21 protein-coding genes are annotated in these 21440 nt (G+C 48.3%); 15 read left to right on the forward strand and 6 right to left on the reverse strand.

Going from position 1 to position 21440, the window contains the following annotated elements; all coding sequences use genetic code 11:
* Positions 1 to 127: 127 nt before the first annotated feature.
* Together AC6I3O_RS11435 and AC6I3O_RS11440 are read right to left on the reverse strand one after the other, a co-directional pair.
* Positions 128 to 442, reverse strand: coding sequence for a type II toxin-antitoxin system RelE/ParE family toxin (locus tag AC6I3O_RS11435; protein ID WP_497850976.1), 315 nt, complete (start codon positions 440 to 442; stop codon positions 128 to 130).
* A complete protein-coding gene (locus AC6I3O_RS11440) occupies positions 429 to 602 on the reverse strand; it encodes a hypothetical protein (RefSeq protein WP_497850977.1) in 174 nt (57 codons plus the stop codon). The genes AC6I3O_RS11435 and AC6I3O_RS11440 overlap by 14 nt, the downstream gene beginning before the upstream one ends.
* Before the next feature lie 233 nt (positions 603 to 835).
* Here AC6I3O_RS11440 and AC6I3O_RS11445 point away from each other — a divergent pair, with 233 nt between their 5' ends.
* From AC6I3O_RS11445 to AC6I3O_RS11455, 3 genes are all read left to right on the forward strand, one after another.
* On the forward strand, positions 836 to 1471 hold the full coding sequence (locus AC6I3O_RS11445) for a histidine phosphatase family protein (RefSeq protein WP_497850978.1): 636 nt from the start codon (positions 836 to 838) through the stop codon (positions 1469 to 1471).
* Between the two features lie 39 nt (positions 1472 to 1510).
* The gene (gene trpS / locus AC6I3O_RS11450; RefSeq protein ID WP_497850979.1) at positions 1511 to 2515 is read left to right on the forward strand and encodes a tryptophan--tRNA ligase; all 1005 of its coding nucleotides are present in this window, start codon (positions 1511 to 1513) and stop codon (positions 2513 to 2515) included.
* A gap of 86 nt (positions 2516 to 2601) precedes the next feature.
* Positions 2602 to 3117: a hypothetical protein gene (locus tag AC6I3O_RS11455; RefSeq protein ID WP_497850980.1), complete on the forward strand. Its 516-nt coding sequence runs from the start codon at positions 2602 to 2604 to the stop codon at positions 3115 to 3117.
* 90 nt (positions 3118 to 3207) lie between these two features.
* On the opposite strand, the gene AC6I3O_RS11460 is transcribed toward AC6I3O_RS11455, so the two are convergent.
* Positions 3208 to 4842 carry an ABC-F family ATP-binding cassette domain-containing protein gene (locus AC6I3O_RS11460; protein WP_497850981.1) on the reverse strand — a complete coding sequence of 545 codons (1635 nt, stop codon included), beginning with the start codon at positions 4840 to 4842 and terminating at the stop codon, positions 3208 to 3210.
* A gap of 185 nt (positions 4843 to 5027) precedes the next feature.
* On the opposite strand from AC6I3O_RS11460, the gene AC6I3O_RS11465 reads away from it, so the two are divergent.
* The gene (locus tag AC6I3O_RS11465; RefSeq protein WP_497853455.1) at positions 5028 to 5885 is read left to right on the forward strand and encodes a patatin-like phospholipase family protein; all 858 of its coding nucleotides are present in this window, start codon (positions 5028 to 5030) and stop codon (positions 5883 to 5885) included.
* Between the two features lie 73 nt (positions 5886 to 5958).
* Positions 5959 to 6363 carry a secondary thiamine-phosphate synthase enzyme YjbQ gene (locus AC6I3O_RS11470; protein ID WP_497850982.1) on the forward strand — a complete coding sequence of 135 codons (405 nt, stop codon included), beginning with the start codon at positions 5959 to 5961 and terminating at the stop codon, positions 6361 to 6363.
* 101 nt (positions 6364 to 6464) lie between these two features.
* Here the strand turns inward: AC6I3O_RS11470 and aroC are convergent, their stop codons facing one another.
* Entirely contained in the window at positions 6465 to 7577 is a 1113-nt protein-coding gene (gene aroC, locus AC6I3O_RS11475) for a chorismate synthase (RefSeq protein WP_497850983.1), read from the reverse strand.
* Positions 7578 to 7781: 204 nt separating this feature from the next.
* On the opposite strand from aroC, the gene AC6I3O_RS11480 reads away from it, so the two are divergent.
* From AC6I3O_RS11480 to AC6I3O_RS11500, 5 genes are all read left to right on the forward strand, one after another.
* Positions 7782 to 9848: a L,D-transpeptidase family protein gene (locus tag AC6I3O_RS11480; RefSeq protein ID WP_497850984.1), complete on the forward strand. Its 2067-nt coding sequence runs from the start codon at positions 7782 to 7784 to the stop codon at positions 9846 to 9848.
* A gap of 29 nt (positions 9849 to 9877) precedes the next feature.
* Complete coding sequence (tgt, locus tag AC6I3O_RS11485) at positions 9878 to 11008, forward strand: tRNA guanosine(34) transglycosylase Tgt (protein WP_497850985.1); 1131 nt, start codon at positions 9878 to 9880, stop codon at positions 11006 to 11008.
* Between the two features lie 108 nt (positions 11009 to 11116).
* The gene (gene yajC / locus AC6I3O_RS11490) at positions 11117 to 11422 is read left to right on the forward strand and encodes a preprotein translocase subunit YajC (protein ID WP_497850986.1); all 306 of its coding nucleotides are present in this window, start codon (positions 11117 to 11119) and stop codon (positions 11420 to 11422) included.
* Positions 11423 to 11699: 277 nt separating this feature from the next.
* Positions 11700 to 13958: a glycogen/starch/alpha-glucan phosphorylase gene (locus AC6I3O_RS11495; protein ID WP_497850987.1), complete on the forward strand. Its 2259-nt coding sequence runs from the start codon at positions 11700 to 11702 to the stop codon at positions 13956 to 13958.
* A 145-nt stretch (positions 13959 to 14103) separates the two neighbouring features.
* Entirely contained in the window at positions 14104 to 15321 is a 1218-nt protein-coding gene (locus AC6I3O_RS11500; RefSeq protein WP_497850988.1) for a M23 family metallopeptidase, read from the forward strand.
* 20 nt (positions 15322 to 15341) lie between these two features.
* Here the strand turns inward: AC6I3O_RS11500 and AC6I3O_RS11505 are convergent, their stop codons facing one another.
* Positions 15342 to 15521 carry a hypothetical protein gene (locus AC6I3O_RS11505; RefSeq protein WP_497850989.1) on the reverse strand — a complete coding sequence of 60 codons (180 nt, stop codon included), beginning with the start codon at positions 15519 to 15521 and terminating at the stop codon, positions 15342 to 15344.
* A gap of 50 nt (positions 15522 to 15571) precedes the next feature.
* On the reverse strand, positions 15572 to 15904 hold the full coding sequence (locus tag AC6I3O_RS11510; RefSeq protein WP_497850990.1) for a helix-turn-helix domain-containing protein: 333 nt from the start codon (positions 15902 to 15904) through the stop codon (positions 15572 to 15574).
* A gap of 129 nt (positions 15905 to 16033) precedes the next feature.
* On the opposite strand from AC6I3O_RS11510, the gene AC6I3O_RS11515 reads away from it, so the two are divergent.
* The 5 genes from AC6I3O_RS11515 to ilvD all read left to right on the forward strand — a co-directional run bounded on the left by AC6I3O_RS11515 (position 16034) and on the right by ilvD (position 21423).
* On the forward strand, positions 16034 to 16765 hold the full coding sequence (locus AC6I3O_RS11515) for a class B sortase (RefSeq protein WP_497850991.1): 732 nt from the start codon (positions 16034 to 16036) through the stop codon (positions 16763 to 16765).
* Positions 16749 to 17753 (forward strand): LCP family protein, encoded by a 1005-nt coding sequence (locus AC6I3O_RS11520; RefSeq protein WP_497850992.1) that lies wholly within the window; start codon positions 16749 to 16751, stop codon positions 17751 to 17753. The genes AC6I3O_RS11515 and AC6I3O_RS11520 overlap by 17 nt, the downstream gene beginning before the upstream one ends.
* 62 nt (positions 17754 to 17815) lie before the next feature.
* The gene (locus AC6I3O_RS11525) at positions 17816 to 18433 is read left to right on the forward strand and encodes a hypothetical protein (RefSeq protein WP_497850993.1); all 618 of its coding nucleotides are present in this window, start codon (positions 17816 to 17818) and stop codon (positions 18431 to 18433) included.
* Between the two features lie 207 nt (positions 18434 to 18640).
* Positions 18641 to 19726 (forward strand): 3-isopropylmalate dehydrogenase, encoded by a 1086-nt coding sequence (leuB, locus tag AC6I3O_RS11530; RefSeq protein WP_497850994.1) that lies wholly within the window; start codon positions 18641 to 18643, stop codon positions 19724 to 19726.
* 23 nt (positions 19727 to 19749) lie between these two features.
* Positions 19750 to 21423 carry a dihydroxy-acid dehydratase gene (gene ilvD / locus AC6I3O_RS11535; protein WP_497850995.1) on the forward strand — a complete coding sequence of 558 codons (1674 nt, stop codon included), beginning with the start codon at positions 19750 to 19752 and terminating at the stop codon, positions 21421 to 21423.
* The last annotated feature ends 17 nt before the right edge of the window (positions 21424 to 21440 follow it).

Raw genomic sequence — 21440 nt, forward strand, 5'->3', positions numbered from 1 at the left:
AGTCATATCTCCTTTTTCAATTTTATGCGAAGTTATTATAGCACTTTTATTGATATTTTTCTACGTAAATATCAATAAATCATGAAATTCGATGCCGATACTATTTTGTGGAGAATATGTAGGATAATTAATTTGATAAAATTCTTTTCCAGTTACGTTCACTGCGTAAAATGCGAAGTATATGAATTTCGTTTTGGGATTCATTGATAGTATAGAATATAATGGAAGGTGGAAAAGGTTTTTTATGGATGGCATAGCCTTTATATAAAATCTGTGTATTATAGAATATGCCACCCATATAGCCTAGCTGTGAGAGTTCTTTCTGAAGACGGTTCTGAAACCGGTCTGCACATGCAGTCCCGAATCGGATTTCAATATATTCGGCAATATCCGTTATATCTTGAATTGCCTCATGGGTCAGAATAATATTATAGTCTGGCATTCCTTCTGCATTCTCTTAACTCGGAGATTTTTTGAAATGCATCTGCCAAAGGCAGCTCCTTTCCGGCTTCCATGTCGCAAATCCCACTATCAAGCATCTGGAAAAGATAGGTATCTTTGAATAGATTGTTATCTGTCGTATTAGGTGATGTTAATTTCATAAAAATCACTCCAATCATAGTCTGAACTTGAGAATTTGTTTCGATAGAGAGAGACTAACATAGATTTGTTCCGATTGCAATGCTTTTAACAGAAGTTCGTAAATTTTGGTAGTTTTTACCTGTATTTTTGTATATGGCATATTTTCGGGCAAATGCTATGGAAAATCTTTGGATATGTGGTATACTTACAGAGTATGCATAGAAATCATTTCTTAAAAAATAGGAGTCAAAAGATGAAGTTATATATTGTGAGACATGGAGAGACTGCGTGGAATAAGGCGCGTAAGATTCAGGGGCAGGCGGATATCCCGCTGAATGAATTTGGCAGGATGTTGGCTAGAAAGACGGGGGCAGGATTAGCGGACGTTCATTTTGACCTGTGTTATAGTAGCCCCATGTCCCGGGCAAAGGAGACGGCGCGGCTGATCCTGGCAGGAAGTACGACGCAGATCATAGAGGATGCACGGATTGTAGAGATAGCGTTCGGGGAATATGAAGGGAGATGCTGTTCCAAAAGCGGATGGAATCTTCCGGAGGAGTTCCGCTTTTTTTTCGATGAGCCGGATCGGTATCGGGCTCCGGAAGGCGGAGAGGATTTTGCTCAGGTGAAGAAGCGGACAGGAGATTTTTTGCAGGAAATTTATGAGAAGAAGGAATACCAAAAGTATAATATCTTGATTGCCACCCATGGGGCGGCGCTGGCAGGGCTTCTGAATAACATAAGGGGGAAATCTCTGGCGGAATACTGGGGAGAGGGAGTACATAAGAACTGTGCCGTGACAGAAGTAGAGGTGACGGATGGCAAGCCTAAGATTATTTCTGAAAACGTAGTGTATTATGACGACGAAGTGGAGCCATGGGACGAGTAGGCTTCGCACACTAGGGTTAAAAATTGGAGGATAAGAAAGATGATTAATGATAAGAAAGTATTATTCAGCGGGATGCAGGCAACGGGGAATCTGACCCTTGGCAATTACCTTGGGGCGCTCAAGAACTGGGTGACGCTGAGCGATGAGTATGAATGTTTCTACAGCGTAGTGGATATGCATTCTATCACGGTAAGGCAGGAGCCGGCGACGCTTAGGAAGAGGGCGAGGGCGCTTCTGACCCTTTACATTGCGGCGGGGCTTGACCCGGAGAAGAACTGCATCTATTATCAGTCCCATGTGTCCGGACATGCGGAGCTTTCATGGATTCTGAACTGCTTCACTTACATGGGTGAGCTGAACCGTATGACTCAGTTCAAGGATAAGTCAGCCAAGCATGCGGATAACATTAATGCGGGGTTATTTACCTATCCGGTGCTGATGGCGGCTGATATCCTGCTCTACCAGGCGGACGTGGTTCCGGTGGGCGTAGACCAGATGCAGCATTTGGAGATTACCAGGGACATTGCGGAACGGTTTAACAACATTTATGGAGATGTATTTACTATACCGGAGGCGTATATCGGCAAGGTCGGCGCAAAAATCATGAGTTTGCAGGACCCGTCGAAGAAGATGTCGAAGTCCGATGAGAATCCCAACGCCAGCATTTACCTGATGGACGATGTGGATACCATTATACGCAAATGCAAACGTGCCGTAACGGATTCGGAGGCGCAGATTTTGTACCGTGACGAGCAGCCGGGAGTCAAGAACTTGATTGATATTTACAGCGCATGCACCGGAAAGAAGCCGGAAGAAGTGGTCGCTGAATTCGACGGAAAGGGATACGGTGACTTTAAATTGGCTGTAGGGGAAGCGGTGGTATCTGTATTGAAGCCTTTGCAGGAAGAGGTGGCAAGGCTTGAGAAGGATAAGGCTTATATTGATGGAGCCATTAAAAATAATGCGGAGAAAGCGCAGTATTTTGCCAATAAGACGCTGCGGAAGGTGCAGAAAAAGATTGGGTTCCCAGAGAGGATACGATAGCCGGCTATGGACAGACAGGCCGAAGGCCAATGTGGGAATACGGTTTGGCCAAATATTGGAACACGTGTCAGGAGAGAGGATAGCATATGGGAATACACACGGCAGGAGAGCAGAAATATTATGGTTTTATAGAGGAACGGGTGAAACAGCTCAGGACAGGAATGATTGTATGGGGAAGCCTTCTGGCGGTGGCGTTTATCGGGATGTTCTCGGATGCAAGGCTTGCCGTCATTTTGGCTGTTATCGGGGTTGCCCTTGCCATACGGAATGTGAGGTCGCTGCAGGCATTGAAGGGAAAATTAGATGTTGTGGGGGATAAAGAAGAATTTTTCCGGCAGTTGACGGATACGGATTTGATTGAGCAAAAAGACGCACGTTTGATGGTTGCGAAGGATTATCTGCTGGTCATGAAAAAAGATGTGTTTATCTATCCGTTTTCCGATATGGAGAAAGTGGAAACTAAAGTTCGGGGAAAATCCGGGAAGACACTGTTCTTTACAGACAGACAAGGGACGCAACATGAGATTCTTTCCTGTGGGAAGGGAGATAAGGAGAAAGAGGAGTTTGAGCGTGCCTGCCGCATCCTGAACGAGAGAGTATAGCATTCACTTCAAGTCAAAGAGAGGGGCTGTTGCAAAATAAACAGATTACACTTGCCGCAGCCCTTCTATTTTTGTTTTCAAACAATCATTCTAGTCATCCTCTTCCCCTTGGATGGTATAAGTCTGTCTCTTTCTTGCCATCTCGTCATTCTCAAGATATTCATCATAAGTAGTAATCTTGTCAATCAGTTTGCCGCCGGGAACAATCTCCATAATACGATTCGCGGTGGTCTGTACGATCTGGTGATCCCTTGATGAGAACAGGATTACGCCCGGAAACTTAATCATACCATTGTTCAGCGCCGTAATCGACTCCATATCTAAATGGTTCGTTGGCTCGTCGAGAATCAATACATTTGCCCCGGAAATCATCATCTTGGAAAGGAGACAGCGCACCTTCTCCCCTCCGGAGAGGACGCGTACCTTCTTCACGCCGTCGTCTCCGGCGAACAGCATACGCCCTAAGAATCCGCGGACATAGGTGACGTCTTTTTCTTCCGAATACTGGGTCAGCCACTCCACGATGGTTGAATCATTTTCAAATTCATCTTTGCTGTCCAACGGGAAGTATGCCTGTGAGGTGGTGATTCCCCATTTGTAGGTTCCTTCGTCCGGCTCCATCTCCCCGGTGAGGATTTGGAACAGGGTCGTCTTGGCAAGCTCGTTGCTTCCGACAAAGGCGACCTTGTCGTCCCGGTTCAGGGTAAATGTGAGGTTGTCTAAGACCTTCTCCCCGTCGATGGTCTTGCTCAAGCCTTCCACGGAAAGGACCTCATTTCCAATCTCGCGGTTGGGACGGAAATCAATGTAAGGATATTTGCGGCTGGACGGCTGAATGTCGTCAAGCTGAATCTTCTCTAACGCCCGCTTTCTGGATGTTGCCTGTTTGGATTTGGATGCGTTGGCGCTGAACCGGGAAATAAATTCCTGCAATTCCTTAATCTTTTCTTCTTTCTTCTTGTTCGCCTCTTTCATCTGGCGGATGAGTAATTGGCTAGACTCATACCAGAAGTCATAATTTCCGGCGTAGAGCTTAATCTTGCCGTAGTCGATATCCGCAATCTGGGTGCAGACTTTGTTCAGAAAATAACGGTCATGAGATACTACAATTACGGTGTTGTCAAAATTAATCAGGAATTCTTCCAGCCATGCGATAGCGTCCAAATCCAGATGGTTCGTCGGCTCGTCCAGAAGAAGGATGTCCGGGTTGCCGAAGAGCGCCTGCGCAAGCAGCACTTTTACCTTTTCCGGACCGTTTAAATTCTGCATGATTTCATAGTGCATCTCGGTGGGGATGCCAAGCCCGTTCAGCAAGGTCGCGGCGTCGGATTCCGCCTCCCATCCGTTCATGGCTGCAAATTCACCTTCCAGCTCGCTTGCCTTGATGCCGTCTTCGTCGGTGAAATCTTCTTTCGCATAGATGGCTTCTTTTTCTTTCATAATCTCGTAAAGCCGGGGGTTCCCCATCATGACCGTGTCAAGGACAGGGTACTCATCATATTTGAAATGATCCTGCTGCAGGAAGGAAAGCCGTTCTCCCGGGGTGATGGCGACTTCGCCCTTGCTTGGTTCTAACTGACCGGAAAGGATTTTTAAGAAAGTGGACTTACCGGCTCCGTTTGCGCCGATTAGGCCGTAGCAGTTCCCTTCGGTGAATTTAATATTTACATCTTCAAACAAAGCTTTCTTCCCTACGCGTAATGTTATATTGCTTGTGCTAATCATAGCAAATCACACTCCTTTTATTTGATTGCCATTAAAATCATTTGCTGTATATGCCTTGCATATCTTACCAAAAAAAGAAAGAAATAGCAAGGCTTTTGCGATTACTTTCGCTTGGTGATCAATATCCCCTGTACGAGATGGGGAAATAGGTATATAATAGCAAATGAGAAAGTGGGGTTTTAATGATGATAAATGCAACGATGGTATTGGAAGGCGGAGCGACGAGAGGCGTATTCACTTCGGGAGTCTTAGATTTCCTGATGGAGCAGGGAATGTACACGTCCCATGTGGTCGGCGTGTCTGCCGGAGCCTGTAATGGCGTGGATTATGTATCGAGACAGCCGGGAAGGACCAGGGACTGTATGATTCATAAGGAGAGAGAATACAGCTATTACTATGGTTTCCGGAAATTTATTCGGGAGAAGAGCCTGATGGATATGGATATGATTTTCGACCGGTATCCCAACGAGTTCTTCCCTTTTGATTATGATACGTTTTTTGCATCTGAGACGGAGTGTGAGATTGTCACGACCAATTGTGAGACAGGACAGGCGGAATATATGACGGAGCGGCATGACCGGGAGCGTTTGATGAAGATCTGCCGTGCGTCTTGCAGTATGCCGTTGGTGTCGCCTATCGTGAATGTGGACGGTGTTCCGTATCTGGACGGAGGGCTTGCGGATTCCATTCCGGTCAGGCGGGCAATGGAAATCGGGAACTGGAAGATTATCGTGGTACTGACCAGGAATCCGGGATACCGCAAGAAGCCGACGTCCCATGCGGTGGCAGAGCTTTACCGCAGGGCATACCGAAAGTATCCGGAGCTTGTGCGGGTGACGGTTCGGCGCAATTATGAGTATAACAGGCAGATCCGGCAGGTGGAGCAGCTTGTGCGGGAAGGGAAATTATTTGTCTTTTGTCCTAGGATTCCTACGGTTTCAAGGGTGGAGAAGGATTATGATGCGCTGATGCATTTCTACGAGCATGGGTATCAGCAGGCGAAGCGGAAGTATCCGGAATTGCAGGCATATCTGGACAGATGAGAAATTGTGTGTAAAATTGCAGGCGTATCCGGACAGATGAGGAACTATGTATAAAGTGTCAGGAGGTACAGGTATGAATCTATATGAACATCAGATTTCAACAAGGGAAGCGCAGCAGATGGCAAAGGTGACGGATATGATCCGCCAGGATATTACCAAGAGCGGGGTCAGGGAAGGAATCGTGGTCGTGTACTCGCCCCATACTACAGCGGGATTTACCATTAATGAGAATGCTGATCCGGATGTGGTACATGATATGCTGTACGGGCTAGAGGAGTCGTTCCCTACCAGACGGGATTATTACCGGCATATAGAAGGAAATTCCCATGCGCATATCAAGACCAGTTTTGTCGGCCCTTCACAGACATTGATTCTGCATGAAGGAGAGCTGGTATTGGGAATCTGGCAGGATGTGTATTTCTGTGAGTTCGACGGGCCGAGGAATCGGAGGTTTTATGTGAAGGTGGTGGAAGGGTAGTAGGAGTTGCGAATTTGAATGGAAGGAAGATTTAAAGTGCGAAATCTCCCTTCCATTGCGTTTCTTAGGTATATCCAAAGGGCATCCCGCAATACATGCCCCTACGGTATAATATTTTTACAATAAATTTTCTCCAGAAATTCCATCCGTACACTCATATTCGCCATCAGCAAATCCACCGCCGTAACTGCCGCCATAGATTCTACCACTACGACAGCCCGCGGCACGATTACGGGATCATGCCGTCCGGTAATCGCGATGCGTGTATTTTCACCGTGTATATCCACGGTTTCCTGTTCACGGGAGATGGAGGGGGTGGGCTTGATTGCTGCCCGCAGCACAATCCGGCTCCCGTCGCTGAGTCCGCCCAGCGTCCCGCCTGAGTGGTTGGTCCGCTTATGCACCCCCCCGTTCTCCGAATAGAACGCATCATTATTATCACTTCCTGTTGCGCAGGCGGCACGGAATCCGTCTCCAATCTCCACACCCTTGACCGCTCCGATGGACATTACGGCTTTGGCAAGGTTCGCATCCAGTTTATCGAATACGGGTTCTCCAATCCCGGCCGGCATGCCGTCGATGACGCATTCGATGATGCCGCCCAAAGAGTCTTGGTCTTTCACGCATTTTTCCAGATGGGCCGCCGCTTCCAGCGCATACCCAAGGTTTGGCATATAGAGAGGATTATCGTTGATACATCCATAGTCATATTCCGATTCCGGCACGGTGATAGGGCCGATTGCCTTGGTATAAGCGGTGATGCGGATTCCCAGCCTTTGGAGGATCTTGGATGCAATGGCTCCTGCGGCAACCCGCCCGATTGTCTCCCGCCCGGAGGTCCTGCCGCCGCCCCGGTAGTCCCGGATGCCGTATTTGGCGTCAAAGGTGTAATCTGCATGTCCCGGACGATAGCAGTCTTTGATTTTGCCATAGTCCCGGGAGCGTTGGTCCTGGTTATGCACGATAACGGAGATTGGCGTTCCGGTGGTCTTGCCGTCAAAGACGCCCGAGAGGAGCTCTGCCCGGTCTGCTTCGCTTCGCGCCGTGGTGAATTTGCTCTGCCCCGGTTTCCGGCGGTCCAGAAATTGCTGTATATCCTCAGCGGTAAGGGGCAGCCCTGCGGGGCAGCCGTCGATAACGGCTCCGATTGCCGGGCCGTGGGATTCCCCCCATGTCGTGAATGTAAATGAGTTCCCATAAGTTGATCCAGCCATATCTATTTTCTCCTTTCGTAAATTAAGAGAGCATTAAATTGTATAATTTTAATATATTTGTAATAAAATTGCAATATCTTCAGGAAATATTCATTATTTTTTAGGGCTTTTTTTCTGTACTTTTGAATTTATGCATATTATAATGTATAAGGCAGACGGATTTCGTCTGAAAATGTTTGAAATTCTATCAGAGGAGTAAGGTTGATGGGTAGTAGTGACAGGAAGGCAGAAGAGATAATCGAAGAGACTATGAGAGCAATCTTTGACGACCTTGACCAATCAAAATCTATGAATGAGATGGATAGCAGCAATGCTTCACATAAGCGGTATTCGAGTCATAAGAGTACATCAGGAAAAGGACATTCCGGCCGGGTTTCTGCGCAGGAGGGCGGACGAAGGAGGAACCGAGCCAGCGGACCGTCACGGGAGAGGGAAGGAAAGCCGGTATCAGCAAGCGCTCCGTCACGGGAGAAGAGACGAAGGGAGGTATCTGCCAGTGAGGCGGCACAGGAAAAGAGACAAAGGCAGGATTCTGCCAGAGCTGCTGCGCAGGAAGAAGTGTATGAGGAGGTATCTGCCCAAGCGGTTTCGTCAGGGGAAGATCCGGAGACGGATTTCCTGTATAAAAAGCAGCCTCGTAAGAAAGAGCCTAATCTTCCTGACCTATCTTCTGGCGGAGACGTATCTCGAACAGGCAGACGGAAGGATGCGGAAGATACCTTAGATAAGCGCAGGGAGAAAAAGAAATATCCGGAATCACAAGTATCTGATGATTCAGTTGATATAGACGATATGGATGATTTTTTTGATCAAGGCGAGGATAAGAAGGAGAAGATGGGCGGAAAGAGAAGCAGAAAAAGAAAGAAGGATAAGAGTAAAAAAGCACAGAAGGCAGTGTTGATTACGATAGGAAGCGTGGCGGGTGTATTGCTCGTAACGTACATAGGGCTTGCCATGTATTTTAACAGCCATTTTATGTTCTTTACGGAAATCAATGGAACAGGCTGTTCCATGAAGAGTGTTGAACAGGTGGAGGAGGAGATGGCGAAAAAGGTGTCGGATTATAAACTGACACTGAAGGAGTCCGGCGGAGGTTCGGAGACGATTGCCGGTTCGGACATTTCTTTGAAATATGTGCCGGGCGATAAGTTAGAGCAGATTGCGAAGGAACAGAATGGTTTCCTGTGGCCGAAATCATTGTGGGAACACCCAAAGATCGAGACGGAGATTGGGGTTCAGTATGACGAGGCGGCTCTTAGCGCGGCGGTGGCAGCCCTTGGCTGTATGAATCCGGAGACGCAGACGCCTTCTGTGGATGCGCACCCGGAGTTTCAGGAAGGGCAGTTCGTGGTCGCGCCGGAGGTCATTGGGACGCAGATTAATGCAGAGGTAATGAACCAGAAAGTTGCAGAGGCAATCAGCGGTTTTAAGCCGACGCTTGATCTTTCCGAGACGGGGTGTTACGCCCTCCCGAGGTTCGTTTCCGATTCTCCCGAGGTTACGGCGGCGGCCGCTGCCATGAACGGATATCTGGGAGCGAATGTTACCTATGATTTTAACCCCAATACCGAAGTTGTGGATGCGTCGGTGATTTCCCAGTGGGTGAAGGTCGATGGTGATATGAACGTGACTTTTGATGAAGGGGCGGTACGTGCATATGTCCAGTCTTTGGCTGATAAATACAACACGAAGGGAGTGCCGCGTCCGTTTACCACGGCAAGCGGCAATGTAGTCACGGTAGAAGGCGGCGGGTTTGGCTGGCGGATAGACCAGGAGGCGGAGTATGCCGCTCTGCTTGCGAATATCCAGAACGGGGAGACTGTAACCAGAGAGCCGAATTATTCCAGCCGGGGCATAAGCCACGGCGGCACGGATGTGGGCAGTACCTATGCGGAGGTAGATTTGACGAACCAGAGGATGTATTTTATCAAGGATGGCCAGGTGGTGCTGCAGTCAGACTGTGTGACCGGGAATCCCAACAAAGGGCATGCGACGCCTCAGGGATATTATTCTCTGGCATGGAAACAGAAGAATCGGACGCTTAGAGGTGAGAAGCAGCCGGACGGGACATACGAGTACGAGACTCCGGTGGCATTCTGGATGCCGTTTAACGGAGGCATCGGATTCCATGACGCGACCTGGCAGTCGTCGTTTGGCGGCAGAAGGTATCAGACCCATGGTTCTCATGGCTGTGTGAACCTGCCTTACAGTGTTGCGCAGCAGTTATATGATTTGGTATACGACGGCGTGCCGATTATCTGCCATTATTGATACTATTTTTAGAAAACAAGGAGAAGGCTATGTATGAGTTATTGAAACGGGACGGCCTTGCTAAGAGAGGAAGATTACATACGGTACATGGGGTCGTTGAGACTCCTGTATTTATGAATGTGGGAACGGCGGCGGCAATTAAGGGCGCTGTTTCCACAGACGATTTAAGGGGAATCAAGACGCAGGTGGAACTATCCAATACTTATCATCTTCATGTCCGTCCGGGGGATGAAGTGGTGAGAAAGCTTGGAGGACTTCACCGGTTCATGGCGTGGGATAAGCCGATTCTGACGGATTCGGGCGGTTTTCAGGTATTCTCTCTGGCAGGGCTTAGACGTATCAAGGAGGAGGGAGTGTATTTTAACTCCCATATAGATGGAAGGAAGATTTTCATGGGTCCCGAGGAGAGTATGGGGATTCAATCGAATCTTGCCTCTACCATTGCGATGGCGTTTGACGAATGTCCCTCGAGTGTTGCGGACCGGGAGTATATGGAGCACTCCGTAGACCGGACGGCGCGCTGGCTTGTCCGCTGTAAAAATGAGATGGACAGGCTGAACAGCCTGCCGGATACCATTAACCGGCAGCAGATGTTGTTCGGAATCAACCAAGGGGGGATTTACGAGGATATCCGTATCCGCCATGCACAGCAGATTAGGGAGCTTGACCTTGACGGTTACGCCGTCGGGGGGCTTGCGGTGGGAGAGTCCCACGAAGAGATGTACCGGATTCTGGAGGCGGTGGTGCCGCACCTTCCGGCGGCGAAGCCGACTTATTTGATGGGCGTGGGAACTCCGGCGAATATCTTAGAGGCGGTGGAGCGGGGGGTGGATTTCTTTGACTGCGTATACCCGAGCCGCAACGGGCGCCACGGGCATGTATATACCAACCAGGGGAAGCGAAACCTCTTCAATGCGAAGTATGAATTGGATGAGAGCCCGATTGAGGAAGGCTGCCAGTGTCCGGCGTGCCGTACATATTCAAGGGCATACATCCGGCATCTGCTGAAAGCGAAGGAGATGTTGGGGATGCGCCTGTGCGTGCTCCATAATCTGTATTTTTATAATACGATGATGGAGGAGATCCGAGAGGCGATTGAGGAAGGACGTTATCAGGAATATAAGAAGAAGAAGCTTAGGGGTATGGAGTCCATCCATTAAAATATCATGAAAAAAGCAAGAATTCTATAAAATTACTTGATGTCTGCCTGTTTTTTGTGTATGATAGCAATAGTGTTTTTTAAGACAGAAATTAGGAGGAAGAATTTTATGTACACATTGGCAACGCAGAGTGCGGGTGGAAGCTGGGCATTACTGATTCTTGTATATGCAGTTATTTTCGGCGGCTTTTATTTTATTTTCATGAGACCACAGAAGAAGGAGCAGAAGCGGATTCAGTCCATGATTGCTGAGATGGAAGTGGGAGACACGGTTCTTACCACAAGTGGTTTCTATGGCGTAATCATTGATATCAGCGACAGTGATGTGATTGTTGAGTTCGGGAGCAACCGGAACTGCCGTATCCCGATGCAGAAGGCGGCAATCGCACAGGTAGAGAAGGCGTCGGCAGAGTAATTATGAATTTAGGAAGGAAGAGCGCATGGGAAGAGGATTTCTGACCGTGCGTTTTTTACGTACGTATACCCTTAGGGTATACCCAAGGGCACACCGAAATGCATACCCTTCGGGTGGGTGGACTGCGTCCAATAAGGTATACCTTAATGGGTGTTTGTCAATTTTTTAGCATATCCTATTAGACAAGTAAGGAAACTTATGGTAAAGTAGTACTGTAATTTTGCAAAATGTACTCATAGAGAACAGAGGGTGCATAAGCATGGAATGGAGGAATAGTATGCTTGATTTAGCAACATTTTTGCAGAAAGAATTAAATAAGGAAGTAAAAGATGCAGGCGACCAGGAGATTTATTATGCCCTGCTTGCATACACAAAGGAGAGATTAAAGGAAACTCGGCAGATTACCGGAGATAAGAAGGTATATTATATTTCAGCAGAATTTTTGATTGGTAAATTGTTATCCAACAATCTCATCAATCTTGGAATTTATGATGAGGTCGCAGAATTATTGGAGAAGAATGGGAAGAAGCTGGCTGCAATCGAGGAGATTGAGCCGGAGCCGTCTTTGGGAAACGGGGGCTTGGGCAGGCTTGCTGCGTGCTTTTTGGATTCCATTGCGTCACTTGGACTTTGTGGGGACGGAATCGGTTTGAACTATCACATGGGATTGTTCCGTCAGGTATTTGAGGCCCATAAGCAGAAAGAAGTGCCGAATCCGTGGATTGAGGAGAAATCATGGCTTGAAGATACGGGAATCCGTTTTCAGGTGCCGTTTAAGGATTTTACGCTGACGTCGAAGCTGTATGATATTGACGTGGCAGGATATGAGAATGGAAAGAACAAGCTCCATCTGTTCGATGTGGAAGGCGTGGACGAGAGTATTATCTGGAACGGTATTTCCTTTGATAAGCAGGATATCGGAAGGAATCTGACTCTTTTCCTGTATCCGGACGACAGCGACCGGGCAGGGAACCTGCTTCGTGTTTATCAGCAGTATTTTATGGTCTCCAACGGCGCGCAGCTCATCTTGAAGGAGTGTGAGGAGAAGGGGTATGACCTTAGGAAGCTTCATGAGCATGTGGCAATCCAGATCAACGACACCCATCCTTCCATGGTCATTCCAGAGCTGATCCGGCTCCTGGTGCAGAAGAATGTAGATTTCAATGAGGCGATTGAAATCGTACAGAAGACCTGTGCGTATACCAACCATACAATCCTTGCGGAGGCGTTGGAGAAGTGGCCTTTGGATTATCTGGAACAGGTGGCGCCTCAGATAGTGCCGATCATCAAGGATCTGGATATGCGTATGAAGGGCAGGTATCAGGACCCGAGAGTTGCCATTATTGATGAGCAGAACCGGGTGCATATGGCCCATATGGACATCCATTTCGGATACAGTGTCAACGGAGTGGCGGCGCTGCACACGGAGATTCTGAAAAACTCCGAGCTGAAGCCGTTCTACGACATTTACCCGGAGAAATTCAACAACAAGACCAACGGAATCACGTTCCGCAGATGGCTTCTGCACTGCAATAAGGAGCTGGTGAAGTGGCTTGATGAGAATGTGGAAGGAGATTTCCGGAAGGATGCAGATAAGCTTGATACGTTGATGAAGCGGATCGATGATGAAGCTGTATTAGAGAAGCTCTTGGAGGTCAAGCATACGAAGAAGGTACAGCTTGCAGAGTATCTGAAAGAGACACAAGGATTAGAGCTGAATCCGGATTCTGTGTTTGATATTCAGGTGAAGCGTCTGCACGAGTACAAGCGCCAGCAGATGAATGCGCTGTATGTGATTTATAAATATCTGGAAATCAAGGCAGGGAAGAAGCCTAAGACGCCGATTACCATGATTTTCGGGGCAAAGGCGGCGCCGGCATATGCCATTGCCAAGGATATCATCCATCTGATTCTGTGTTTGCAGGAATTGACTGCGAATGACCCGGAAGTTGCGCCCTATCTGAAGGTCATAATGGTGGAGAATTATAATGTGACTACGGCGGAGCATCTGATTCCGGCGTGTGACATCTCGGAGCAGATTTCTCTGGCTTCTAAGGAAGCGTCCGGAACCGGGAACATGAAGTTTATGCTGAACGGCGCTGTGACGCTGGGAACGGAGGATGGCGCCAATGTAGAAATCCATGAGCTGGTGGGGGATGAGAATATCTATATCTTCGGTGAGTCCAGCGAGAAGGTCATTGAGCATTATGCGAAGAGCAGTTACCGGGCAGTGGATTATTATATCGAGGATGAGCAGATCCGCGCTCTTGTGAACTTTATTATCAGCCCGGAGATGATGAAGATAGGTGATCCTTATCATCTGCTGCAGATTCATGCGGAGTTGATTTATAAGGATTGGTTCATGACACTTCTGGATTTGAAGGATTACATTGCCGTGAAAGAGCGGGCTTATGAGGAGTATGAGGACCGAAAGGCATGGAGCAGGAAGATGCTGGTCAATATTGCCAAGGCTGGGTATTTCTCATCTGACAGGACGATTGAGGACTACAATAAGGATATTTGGCATTTGAAATAAGCAGAAAAATGTGAAGGCAGGACTGCCGGGGAATGGTGAAGAGCATCATTTCCCGGCAGTTTTTTTCGTTGATTCATGGTATGCAGGGAGTAGAACCTGCATAAGCTGACTATAACAGCAGATACGGAATGTGGGGCATGGGTGGATGAAAAAGCATAGGGCAGTGCTGCTTTTATGTATATCCCTCGCCGCCGGCGGGATATGGACGGCAGGGGAGGAAATGGTTCCGTCCTTTTATAGGGACAGTGTAATGGCAATGCGTATAAGGAATCAGGCGGGGGAAGATGCGGATTCCGATCAGGCAGTGAAAAGCGGGGAGGATGTGGATTCGGGAAGGGAAGATGCAGGAGAAGGCCGGGATGATACCGGGACGGTCGGGAATGATGAAGGTGTCAGTGAAGAAAAAGATTATATCAAGTGGGTGGAATTCGACGTGACCTGTGAAGCCATGAAGCGGGCTTACCAGTATGACTTGGATACTTATGGAGAAGACGTACATTTGAACTGGGTGGAGCTGCTTGCGGTTCTGGGGGCAAAGTACGGCGGAGATTTCTCGAGATATGAAGAAGGGGATATGGAGGAGATTGCAAAGGTTCTTGTCTCGGGAGAAAAAACGCTGCAGGAATTGACCGCGGATATGAAGTATTACCAATATTACCGGGAGGCGTATGGGGCTGTGTTGGACGGCATGGTCGGGGCCTATGAGGTGGAAAGTTTGGATAAAGAGAAGAAATCAGAATCGAAATGGAAGAAAGTGTATGGTCTAAAAGCATTTCACCCAATCGCAAAAACATTCCCTTACTCGGATTATGATGATTTCGGTGTGTCAAGGACTTACGGATACCGGCGGAACCATCTGGGACATGATATGATGGGGCAGGTGGGGACTCCGGTCATTGCCGTGGAATCTGGTTACGTGGCGGAGCTTGGCTGGAACCAGTATGGGGGATGGCGCGTGGGAATCAACAGTTTTGATGGAAAACGATACTATTACTATGCACATCTGCGGCAAGACCGTCCTTATGCCCAGGGGCTTGAGAAAGGAGCGGTGGTGCAGGCGGGGGATGTAATCGGTTATATTGGGAGAACCGGTTACAGTAAAGAAGAGAATGTAAATAATATCGATGAATACCATCTGCATTTCGGGCTTCAGTTAATTTTTGATGAGTCCCAGAGGGATGGGAACAATGAAATCTGGGTAAGCTGCTATGAACTGGTAAGGTTTCTATACCAGCATCAGTCGGAAGTAGAGCGTGACGATGGGACAAAGGAGTGGACGCGGGTAGGACAGATGAAAGACCCGGAGGCTGTCCGTTATCAGAAGGAGCATAGAGAGGATGACGGAAAGGATGGGGGAAAATAATAACAGGGATAAGGCTTGCCTTATCCCTGAAATATATTCTCCACGTAATTCTGCATCTCCCTGCGGCTCTTCATCTGGCGGGAACCGTCCACGATCCGCTGTTGTTCGTCCGGAGAAAGGGAAGCGAACCGGGTCAGGACATCGGTGTGCTGCGCCAGAGACATGGTAAATCCGATTGGAAATTCGTCTTGAAAAGTCATGGTATCACCCCGTTTTTTAGTATGCACAGGAATGCAGGAAATATTCCTAATCATTCGTAAGTTTCAGAATAGCTGTCTATTACAGAATGGATGACAGAACGGCGTTTCGGCGAAAGATTCTGATACTTTTCGATTAACTTCACTTCATCCTGGTTCAGGGATAATTTGACGGTTGGTTCAATCTTGTGAGGAAGATCTGTGTAACCAACGATATAGTCGATCGAGGTTTCAAAAAAATCTGCAATGTTTTTGAGTGTTTCGATATCCGGGGATGTAATATCGTTTTCATACTTATAGACAGACTGCTGGCTGATGTGCAAGATATCACCAAGTTTTTGCTGACTTAATCCTTTTTGGATTCGTAATAATTTCAGGTTTTTCATGAGATCACACCCTTTCATGGATATTTTAACAATAGTTTGTACAGAAAAATAAACCTTTAAAGGTGTTGACAATTAAACTTTATAAGATTATAATCTTATGGTACGAATGAATGAGTGAGGAGAATGGTTGTGGAAAAATACGTAAAGATAGGGGTCGTGGCAACGGTTATAGTAGCGGCTGCCATCGTGGGAGTTATTTTTTTTGCGGGAAATTCAAAGGAAGAGGAGAAGACAGAGGTCCAAGAGCTGAATCTTGACGCGGATGAGAGGAAAAAGGTTGACATTCCGATCGATTTTGAAGAATTGTGGGCAGTCAACAGTGATGTCTATGCTTATATTGAGATACCGGGAACAAAGGTTTCCTATCCAATCCTTCAGAGTGTGGATGGCAGTGTTGATTATCTCAACACAACCTTGGAGAAGGCGGAAGGGCTGCCGGGTTCCATTTATACGGAGAACGTGAACAGCCGGGATTTCCATGAGAACAATACCGTCATCTATGGGCACGACATGAATGACGGTTCCATGTTCGGCAGCCTCCATGACTATGATGACGAGACCTTTTTTCGGGAAAATTCAGAGATTTTGATTTATCTGCCGGATGAGGCAATCAAATATCACGTCTATGCGGCGGTGGTTTTTGACGACCGTTATATCCCTAAGAGCTACAATTTTGACACTTTGGAGGATAGGACCCGGTTTATTGAAGATATTAAGAATTTCGGGCAGCAGCCGGCGTATTTTAACGAGGAATTTGCACCGACGGACAGAGATTCGATGATTACGCTGTCTACCTGTATCAGCGACCAGCCGTCGAACCGGTGGCTGATTATAGGAGTGCGGGATGATGAAGAGCCGTAGGAAAATATTCATAGGTATTCTGGTGATTGCCGGGGCGGCTGTGATTGCCGGGGGCATCCTGTATGTTCTGTGGCGGTCTTCGGCCTTGCTGAAACGGGACAAGGCGGTGGAAGGCACGGCGCAGCCGGTTCAATATGAGGGGAAGCATTATGTATATAACGAGGATTTGATCAATATCCTTTGCCTTGGGATCGACCATGACAATGCCTTGAGCCAGGATGTGCTGCCGGGAGATCGGGGGCAGTCCGACGCGATTTTCCTTGTCAGCCTGAATACGAAGACCCGGGAGATGAAGATTTTAAATATCCCCCGGGATTTGATGATGCCGGTGGATATCTATGATTCGGACGGTGATTTTTTCAACACCAAGACCATGCAGATTACGCTGCAGTATGCCTATGGGATGGATGGAGACGACAGCTGCAAGAAGACGGCGGAAAGTGTGTCTGCGCTTCTTTTGGGCATTCCGATACATAGGTATTGCGCCATTAATTTTAATGCAGTCCCGGCGCTCAACGACGCTGTGGGAGGAGTCACGGTGCAGATGGATCCGGAGCATGTGGATGCAGAACTTAGGAAACTAGACCCTATGTTCACGCCGGGGAATACGGTCCATCTGACGGGAGGGTATAGTTTCGTTTACCTCCATGTGCGGGATATCCACGCCTTTGCGAGCTGTGAGGAACGGGCGGAACGGCAGAAACAATATATCAAAGGGTATATTGGGGCTGTGAAAGAAAAGATGAAGACGGAACCGAAGCTGTTGTCTGAGATGTACACGATTCTGAATGAGAATATGACAACGGATATCGGGAAAATAGAATTGCCGTCGTTTTACTTTTATATAGATAAGCTGGATTTTGAGGATGCAATCGTATCGATTGAGGGAGAGCGCATCCTGGGAGAGTCCCATGAAGAGTTCTATGCGGATGAAGATGCGCTGGAACGGCTGACGCTAGAAATGTTCTACACAGAAAGGGACGAATGAGATGGGTATTAAGACCTTTAAGGGGCTTAATATAGAATAACAAAAGAAAGGAGGGATATCCGATGGTTAAATTGGGTAAAAAGATGGTTTCCCTTGCACTTGTTCTGGGATTAACTTTTAGTATGGGGATGGTAAGTTTTGCATCTTCAGATGGCGTCGATGACGGTACTATTTACAGTTCAAATACAGGAGCCATAGATTCCGAGGGAAAACCTGTAGTTGGTATTGGCACAGGCAGCGCGTCTACAGGCACAGTGACAACGGATGGCATCGTATCTTCAACGTCTACCGAAGTTAAACTCAGCAGATATAATCGGAGTGCATACCCTATAGCAGATGCTAAGATTCGCACAACGGCTGGATTGAGACGGATTCTGGGAAATCAGTACAGAGAAGGAATGACTCTGGAACTGCTGTATGTTACGGAAGTAACGCCGGTAAGAAAGGTAACAAAAGACAATCCTCTAGCTGTTGCTTTTAATGTACCAAGGGTTGCCGCAGGTGATACGATTTTCGTACTTCATTGCTATGATAATGAAAATTGGGAAGTAATTACTCCGAATAAGGTTGATACAGAGTACGTATCAGCAACTTTCACGAGCTTATCACCAGTTGCGTTTGTAAAGGGTACGACACCTTCCGGACAGAGTCCTGACAAGTCACCAAAGACAGGGATGTAAGAAAAGGATGTTCTGAGGAAGAAATCTTCCATGGCGCGTTTACGCGTGCTATGGAAGATTTTTTTGTCTTGAAACACGCAATTTGACGAATTAAAGTCTTGAAACCTGCACTAAAATAGGATAATATAGATGATAAAGTTTGCGGCGGCTGGCGCAGGCCGATTGATGTAGGAATGCCAGCGCGCCATTGCAGGAAGGATGAGGACTATGAATCTGAATATCGGAGTAATTAAGGGAGACGGGATTGGACCGGAGATCGTGGCGGAGGCAATGAAGGTACTGGATCAGGTGGCAAAGATCTATGGACATACCTGTGATTATACCCAGCTTTTGATGGGCGGGGCTTCCATTGACGTACACGGCGTCCCCCTGACAGATGAGACGGTCGCTGCTGCAAAAAGCTGTGACGCTGTATTGATGGGTTCCATCGGAGGGGATGCGAAGACATCGCCATGGTATCAGTTGGAGCCGTCGAAGAGGCCGGAGGCAGGTCTGCTTCGTATCCGCAAGGAGCTGAATCTTTTTGCAAATCTAAGGCCGGCAATTCTTTATGATGAGCTGAAGGGCGCATGCCCGTTGAAAGAGGAGATTACCGAGGGCGGTTTCGACATGATGATTATGCGGGAACTGACGGGAGGCCTGTATTTCGGCGAACGGAAGACCGTGGAGGAACACGGGGTCATGACGGCATACGACTCTCTTACATATAATGAGAATGAGATACGCAGAATTGCGAAGCGGGGATTTGATATTGCTATGAAGCGCAGGAAGAAAGTGACCAGCGTGGATAAGGCGAATGTGTTAGATTCTTCCAGGCTTTGGAGAAAGGTCGTGGAGGAAGTGGCCGCAGAGTATCCGGAAGTGACGTTGGAACATATGCTTGTGGATAATTGTGCTATGCAGTTAGTGAAGAATCCGAAACAGTTCGACGTGATTCTGACGGAGAACATGTTTGGGGATATCCTGTCTGACGAGGCGAGCATGGTGACAGGTTCCATCGGGATGCTGGCAAGCGCCAGTCTGAATGAGACGAAGTTCGGTCTTTACGAGCCGAGCGGCGGCTCTGCGCCGGATATTGCTGGCAAGGGCATTGCGAACCCGATTGCTACGATTCTGTCTGCGGCGATGATGCTGCGGTTCAGCTTTGATTTGGACAAAGAGGCGGATGCGGTAGAACGTGCCGTCGCTAAAGTCCTTGCGGAAGGATACCGGACGATTGACATCATGTCGGAAGGAAAGAAGCAGGTTGGCACAGAGAAGATGGGCGATTTGATTGCCGGATCTATCCGGTAGAGAAGAGGTTTAGGAGGAAAACAATGAGAAGTGATACAGTTACAAAAGGAAAACAACAGGCTCCCCACAGATCTTTATTTAACGCGTTAGGGCTTACGCCGGAGGAGATGGAGCGTCCATTGGTGGGGATCGTCAGCTCTTATAATGAAATCGTCCCAGGGCATATGAACCTGGATAAGATTGTGAATGCGGTAAAACAGGGAGTCGCCATGGCGGGCGGTACGCCTATCGTGTTCCCGGCAATTGCAGTGTGCGACGGAATCGCCATGGGACACCTTGGCATGAAATATTCACTGGTGACGAGAGACTTGATTGCAGACTCTACGGAAGCGATGGCGATTGCACACCAATTCGACGCACTGGTCATGGTGCCGAACTGTGACAAGAATGTGCCGGGGCTTCTGATGGCGGCGGCGAGGATTAATGTGCCGACCATATTTGTCAGCGGCGGGCCGATGCTTGCAGGGCATGTGAAGGGCAAGAAGACCAGCCTTTCCAGTATGTTCGAGGCGGTAGGCGCCAATGCGGCGGGTATGATTACCGATGAAGACTTGTGCGAGTTCGAGAACAAGACCTGTCCGACTTGCGGTTCCTGTTCCGGTATGTATACGGCAAACAGTATGAATTGCCTGACCGAAGTCCTGGGCATGGGGCTTGGGGGAAATGGGACCATTCCAGCAGTCTATTCTGCAAGAATCCGGCTTGCGAAACAGGCGGGCATGAAGGTTATGGAATTATTAGAGAAGGATATCCGTCCAAGGGACATCATGACGGAGAATGCGATACTCAACGCTCTGACGGTAGACATGGCGCTTGGATGTTCTACCAACAGTATGCTGCATCTCCCGGCGATTGCCCATGAAATCGGCATGGATTTTGAGATTGATTTTGCAAACGGCATCAGCGAGAAGACGCCGAATCTCTGTCACTTAGCGCCGGCAGGTCCCACCTATATGGAAGACCTTGACGAGGCGGGCGGTGTCTATGCGGTGATGGCAGAATTGAATAAGAAGGGGCTGCTCCATACGGATTGTATGACTGTTACAGGCAAGACCGTTGGGGAAAATATTGCACATGCGGTAAATAAGGATACGGATGTCATCCGCCCAATCGACAATCCTTACACGCCTACCGGCGGGCTTGCGGTGTTAAAGGGCAACCTTGCGCCGGACGGAAGCGTGGTAAAGCGTTCTGCCGTGGTGGAAGAAATGCTCGTCCATGAAGGCCCTGCCAGGGTGTTCGACTGTGAGGAGAATGCAATCGACGCAATTAAGGACGGTAAGATTGTGGCAGGAGATGTTGTTGTCATCCGTTATGAAGGACCGAAAGGAGGCCCTGGCATGAGGGAGATGCTGAACCCGACTTCTGCGATTGCAGGGATGGGACTTGGCTCCAGCGTGGCCCTGATTACGGACGGAAGATTCAGCGGCGCTTCCAGAGGAGCTTCCATCGGCCATGTATCCCCGGAGGCGGCAGTCGGCGGTCCGATTGCGCTGGTGGAAGAGGGGGATATCATCAAGATTGACATTCCAAACCTGAAACTGGAGCTTGACGTGCCAGAGGAAGAATTGACGAAGAGAAGGGAAGCATGGCAGCCGAGAGAACCTAAGGTTACGACAGGGTATCTGGCGAGATATGCGGCAATGGTGACTTCCGGAAACAGGGGGGCGATTCTTGAGATTCCAGGGCAGAAGTAAGTCCGGAAGGAAAGCCG

This window comes from Sporofaciens sp. St.21A7 (genome assembly GCF_059728535.1).